5 protein-coding genes are annotated in these 4,625 nt (G+C 63.3%); all 5 read left to right on the top strand.

The window, feature by feature from the left end; genetic code table 11:
- Positions 1–54: 54 nt before the first annotated feature.
- Positions 55–672, top strand: a complete 618-nt coding sequence (locus B2994_RS02725; protein WP_291526859.1) for an HTH domain-containing protein — start codon at positions 55–57, stop codon at positions 670–672.
- A gap of 114 nt (positions 673–786) precedes the next feature.
- Positions 787–2,232 carry an ABC transporter permease subunit gene (locus B2994_RS02720; protein ID WP_414630624.1) on the top strand — a complete coding sequence of 482 codons (1,446 nt, stop codon included), beginning with the start codon at positions 787–789 and terminating at the stop codon, positions 2,230–2,232.
- A 3-nt stretch (positions 2,233–2,235) separates the two neighbouring features.
- Positions 2,236–3,219 (top strand): branched-chain amino acid ABC transporter permease, encoded by a 984-nt coding sequence (locus B2994_RS02715; protein ID WP_291526858.1) that lies wholly within the window; start codon positions 2,236–2,238, stop codon positions 3,217–3,219.
- A 16-nt stretch (positions 3,220–3,235) separates the two neighbouring features.
- A complete protein-coding gene (locus B2994_RS02710; protein WP_414630626.1) occupies positions 3,236–4,246 on the top strand; it encodes an ABC transporter ATP-binding protein in 1,011 nt (336 codons plus the stop codon).
- On the top strand, positions 4,243–4,625 hold a 383-nt coding region (locus B2994_RS02705), incomplete at its 3' end, for an ATP-binding cassette domain-containing protein (protein WP_414630623.1). The genes B2994_RS02710 and B2994_RS02705, both read left to right, overlap by 4 nt.

Below are 4,625 nucleotides of genomic sequence, written 5' to 3'. Positions count from 1 at the left end.
GCTTGGCGGCGTCGCCACCGGTGCGTGGCAAAGTGGGAGGGAGGAGATACGACCATGGCGGCAGGAGGGGGTTCGTTCACGCTTGAGGAGGCCGCATATTTGCGGTCGTTGTCGGCGGTCGCGGAAGTTTCGCCGGTGCGCATCACCTATAGTGAGGAGTTCAAACGCTCGTGCGTGCGACGGTATAAAGCGGGCGAGTCGCCGGTGCGCATCTTTCGCGAGGCCGGACTCGACCCCTCGCTCATAGGCTACAAGCGCATCGAGCGATGCGTGGCCCGTTGGAAGGCGTCCGGCAAATACGCGGACGCTTCGGAGCAAGCCGATGACGCCCCGCAGGATGCCGGCGCAGACGAAACACCGGGCGTCGACTCCATCACCACGGACGAGCGAAAATATGACAATTGGCTGAACGGCCAGTCACTGAGCGCGGCTGACATCGCCTTCGCGTCGCTGCGACGCAGGGGGGGGGGTAAACGTAAGAGCTTTGACGTGCGCGACCTTATCATCTACCAGCAGGTGCATTACATCGGAGCGTTGGAACGCAAAATCAGGGACTTGGAACAGCGAATGGCGCAGATACGGACGGTGCAGCCGGCGATAACCGATGCGGGCGAATTGCCTGGTTTCGACGGCCCAGACGGTTCCGACGATCCAAAGGATTCGAGCGACTAGCCACGCAACATAGGCGTTACGTGGGCCCTGGTGAGTTACGCGAATGAAACAGAAGCGCAATTGACGTGAACATTCCCCACTCTAGGTTGAAGGCAATTGAGGAGGGGATGTTCCATGACAGTTGAAGCCGTTTCCGCGATCCGAAGCGGGCGAACCGGTGGGCGCGTGCTGTCCGCGCTGGCCGCTCTTGTAATGGCGGTGGTTTTCGCGATCGCGTTCCAGCCGACCGCCGCCCTCGCCGCCGAAGCCACCGACACCTGCAACCCCACGGCCTCCAACGGCTGCGTTAACGGTATTCTGCAGGATGCCGGCAAAACGCCGATCTCCGGCGTGACGGTGACCCTGTCGGGTGCCGAGTCCGCGACCACCACCACGGGCGCCGACGGCAAGTGGGCGTTTAAAGTGTCCGCCGACGGAGACTACACCGTCACCATCGACCAATCCGTCGCCAGCCAGCACCAACTTGCCGCGCACGAGGCTTCCGTCACCATCAAAAAGAGCGATTTCTCCAAGTCGCGCGGTGTGGTGCGCTTCGATCAGGCCTCCGCGGCGAACGGCGCGAGCTCCACGGCGGGCGCCGGAAGCGGTTCCGGGGCGTCCGGCTCGTCCAACGCGGGCTCCTCGTCCAATGCCTCCGGCGGCTCGGCCGGCCAGTCGGGCGGTTCGTCGGGATCCAACATCGGCAGCCGCATATGGCAGCAGCTCTTCTCCGGCGTCATCTTCGGCCTGATGCTCGGCCTGATGTCGGTGGGCATGAACCTGGTGTACGGCACCACCGGCCTGAGCTCCTTCTCCCATGGCGAGCAGGTGACGCTCGGCGGCCTGATGGCCTATGTCGGCACGCAGCTGCTGCATATGCCGGTGGTGGCCTCCGCGGTGTTCGCCGTGGCGATCGGCGCGCTCACCGGATGGATCCAGAACGAAATCATCTGGGCCCCGCTGCGCCGCAAGCGCGTGGGCACCATGCAGCAGATGATCGTGACCATCGGCCTGTCGATGGCATTGCAATATATCTTCCAGTTCTTCTTCGGCGGCAATATCAAAGGCATCGTCAAATCGGTCCCCGACTCCTTCGACATCGGGCCGATCACCACCGACATGCCGACCCTGATCTCGGCGGGCATAGCGATTGTGGTGATTGTCGGCGTCACGCTGTTCCTGTACAAGACGCGGCTGGGCCGCGCCACGCGAGCCGTGTCCGATAATTCGGCGCTTGCGGCGGCTTCCGGCATCAACGTCGAACAGGTGGTTCGCATCGTGTGGATCATCTCCTGCGCGATGGCCGCGCTGTCCGGAGTACTGCTGGGCGTGTACCTCAACGGCATCAGCTGGAACACCGGCGCGACGCTGCTGCTGCTGATGTTCGCGGCGGTCACGCTCGGCGGCCTCGGCACCGCGAACGGCGCGCTCGTCGGCTCGCTGATCATCGGCGTGGTGGCGGACATGAGCTCGCTGGTCATTCCCAACGACATGCGATACGCCAGTGCGTTGGCGATCCTCATCATCGTCCTGCTGGTGCGTCCGCAGGGCATCTTCGGCAAACAGCAAAGGGTGGGCTGAGTTATGGATGTTATGAATATCGTTGCCAATACGCTGGGCGAGATCCTCGCGCCCACCACGGCCGCGTACGTGCTTGCCGCGATCGGCCTGAACATTCACTTCGGCATGACGGGCCTGATGAATATGGGCCAGGCCGGCTTCATGCTGCTGGGGGCCTACGGCTTCGCCATCACGCAGTCCATGGGCGCGAACCTCTTCGCCTCCGTGTGCGCGGCGCTGGCGCTGGCGGTGATCTACGCGCTGCTGCTCGGCATCCCGACCCTGAAGCTCGGCCCCGACTATCTGGCCATGGTGACGTTGGCGGCCGCCGAAATCATCCGCATCATCGGCCGTTCCACCGCCATGACCAACATCACCGGCGGTTCCGCGGGCATCTCCCCGCAGGACTTCACCACGAAATTCGAAGATCTGTCGCCGCTGCCGGACGGCCAAACCACCTTCCTGCTGTGGACGTATTCGAACAACATCGCCAACTCGTGGTGGATCCGCATTGTGGCCTGGACGATCGTGGCGGTGGCCGTGCTGCTGTGCTGGCGCTGGTTCCACTCCCCGTGGGGCCGTGTGCTCAAAGGCATCCGCGAAGACGAGAACGCGATCCGTTCGCTCGGCAAATCGGTGACCACCTACAAGATGCAGGCGCTGATCCTGGGCGGCATGTTCGGCGCGCTCGCCGGCATCCTGTTCGTGCTGCCGCGTTCGGTGCAGCCCGATTCGCTGGGGCGCACGGTCACCTTCTACACGTGGACGATTCTGCTGCTCGGCGGCGCCGCAACCATTTTGGGCCCGGTGATCGGCTCCTGCCTGCTGTGGGTGCTGCTGACCTTCGTCAAGGAGGTGATGCGCGGCGTGATCCCCGACACCGTCATCTCGTCCAACCAGATCGAGGCGCTGGGCTGGGTGATCGTCGGCGTGGCGCTGATGTGCCTGGTGATTTTCAGACCGCAGGGTCTGCTGGGAGACCGAAAGGAGTTGGCGTTCAATGCGTGATTTCACTGCTCGTACCATGCCCAATGCGATCAGCACGGCTGCGCCCGGCGTCGGGGGCGGTTCCGGTTCGGCTGCCGCAGGCAGTCAGGTGCCGTTCCACGATCTGGCCCAATGGGCCACCAAGCCGCCGGAAGGCGAGACGCTGATCTCCACAGCCTACGGCGATAAGGTTCGTGAGGACCTTGCATTCGTGGACAACGTACCGGGTGTGCACAAGCCCGATCCGATTCTGGTGGCCGATAAGGTCACGCGCAAATTCGGCGGCATGACCGCCGTGAACGTTGACCATTTCGAGATCGAACGGCATGGCATCACGGCCCTGATCGGCCCGAACGGCGCCGGCAAAACCACCTTCTTCAACCTGATGACCGGATTCGACACCCCAAACACCGGCGCATGGCAGTTCGACGGCAACGACATGAGCCACATGCACCCGGAGCGCGTGGCCCGCATGGGCATGGTGCGCACCTTCCAGTTGACCAAGGTGATGAGCCGCCTGACCGTGCTCGACAACATGCTGCTGGGCGCGCCCGTGCAGCCCGGCGAAGGCATGTTCCGCGCGCTGGTGCCGTCGCTGTGGAAACGACAGGAGAAGGCCAACGTCGAAAAAGCCGAGGCGCTGCTCGAACGGTTCCTGCTCATCAAAAAGAAGAACGACTTCGCCGGATCTCTTTCGGGAGGCCAGCGCAAACTGCTGGAAATGGCCCGCGCGCTGATGTCCGACCCGCAGCTGGTGATGCTCGACGAGCCGATGGCCGGCGTCAACCCGGCGTTGAAACAGTCGCTGCTGGACCACATCATGTCGCTGCGCGAGGAGGGCACCACCGTGTTGTTCGTCGAACACGACATCAACATGGTCCGTCATATCGCCGACTGGGTGACCGTGATGGCCGAGGGGCGCATTGTGGCGGAGGGCGAGCCGAAAACCGTGATGGACGATCCGGCGGTGATCGACGCCTACCTCGGCGCCCATGCCAACATCGATTTGGGCGACGATTCCGTCCTCGAGGAAGGACTGAGCAAATGAGCGAGATTGAATCCACGGCTGATGCCCGCACGCGGGCCGAAATCCACGTGGGCGAGCCGGACGGAGAACCGCTGCTCGACGCGGTCGACCTGGTGGCCGGCTACATTCCGGGCGTGAATATCCTCAACGGCGCGTCGCTGACCCTGCATCAGGGCGAAATCGTGGGCATCATCGGCCCGAACGGCGCCGGCAAGTCCACGCTGCTCAAGTCGCTGTTCGGACTGGTGCACATCCATTCCGGCAAATTGATCTTCAAAGGGCGCGACATCACCAATCTGCGTGCGGATAAGCTCGTGTCGCTCGGCGTGGGATTCGTGCCGCAGACGGAAAACGTGTTCCCGTCGCTCACCATCGCCGAGAACATGCATATGGGCGCGTA

It is taken from the genome of Bifidobacterium sp. UBA744 (genome assembly GCA_002298605.1).
In the GTDB taxonomy this organism is placed as follows: domain Bacteria; phylum Actinomycetota; class Actinomycetes; order Actinomycetales; family Bifidobacteriaceae; genus Bifidobacterium.
The sequence above is the reverse complement of the archived record's forward strand: the minus strand, read 5'-3'. Positions and strand labels throughout refer to the sequence as shown.

Coding starts and splice junctions, on each gene's coding strand:
- B2994_RS02725 (WP_291526859.1), top strand. CDS start 55: ATGGCGGCAGGAGGGGGTTCGTTCACGCTTGAGGAGGCCGCATATTTG.
- B2994_RS02720 (WP_414630624.1), top strand. CDS start 787: ATGACAGTTGAAGCCGTTTCCGCGATCCGAAGCGGGCGAACCGGTGGG.
- B2994_RS02715 (WP_291526858.1), top strand. CDS start 2,236: ATGGATGTTATGAATATCGTTGCCAATACGCTGGGCGAGATCCTCGCG.
- B2994_RS02710 (WP_414630626.1), top strand. CDS start 3,236: ATGCCCAATGCGATCAGCACGGCTGCGCCCGGCGTCGGGGGCGGTTCC.